At 59.8% G+C, this 596-nt stretch carries 1 protein-coding gene and 1 pseudogene; both read right to left on the reverse strand.

Annotation, left to right across the window (positions count from 1 at the left end):
- On the reverse strand, positions 1-236 hold a 236-nt coding region (locus tag ASE04_RS31735; RefSeq protein WP_244490463.1), incomplete at both ends, for a DDE-type integrase/transposase/recombinase.
- Position 237: 1 nt separating this feature from the next.
- Positions 238-596, reverse strand: a pseudogene (locus tag ASE04_RS31740) (DDE-type integrase/transposase/recombinase); the annotation flags it as partial.

Here is a 596-nt window from a genome sequence, read left to right on the forward strand (position 1 = left end):
GTCATGGCAGTTGCCGCGTCGGCTCATCGAGTGAACCAGATTGTGGTGCTTGAGGAACGATGCCCAGTCCATGCTGGTGAACTGCGAGCCTTGATCCGAGTGGACCAATACCTGATCCTTCGGCTTGCGTCGCCACACCGCCATGAGCAGCGCCTGCAGCACGACGTCGGTGGTTTGACGGCTCTGCATTGCCCAGCCGATCACCCGGCGGGAATAGAGATCGATGACGACAGCGANCCGCCATGAGCAGCGCCTGCAGCACGACGTCGGTGGTTTGACGGCTCTGCATTGCCCAGCCGATCACCCGGCGGGAATAGAGATCGATGACGACAGCGAGGTAGGCGAAGCCCTCGACGGTCCGGATATAGGTGATGTCCGTGACCCATGCCTTGTCCGCAGCCTCGACGTCAAATTGCCGGTCGAGCGTATTGTCGACAACGACGGAAGGCCTGCCGCCATATTTGCCAGGACGACGCTTGTAACCGATCTCAGCCTTGATCCCGGCAAGCCTTGTCAGACGCGCGACGCGGTTCGGGCAGCACATCTCTCCCTGATCGAGCAAATCGTCATGAAGCTTGCGATAGCCATAGACCTTA

The organism is Rhizobium sp. Root708, from assembly GCF_001429725.1.
Lineage (GTDB): Bacteria > Pseudomonadota > Alphaproteobacteria > Rhizobiales > Rhizobiaceae > Rhizobium.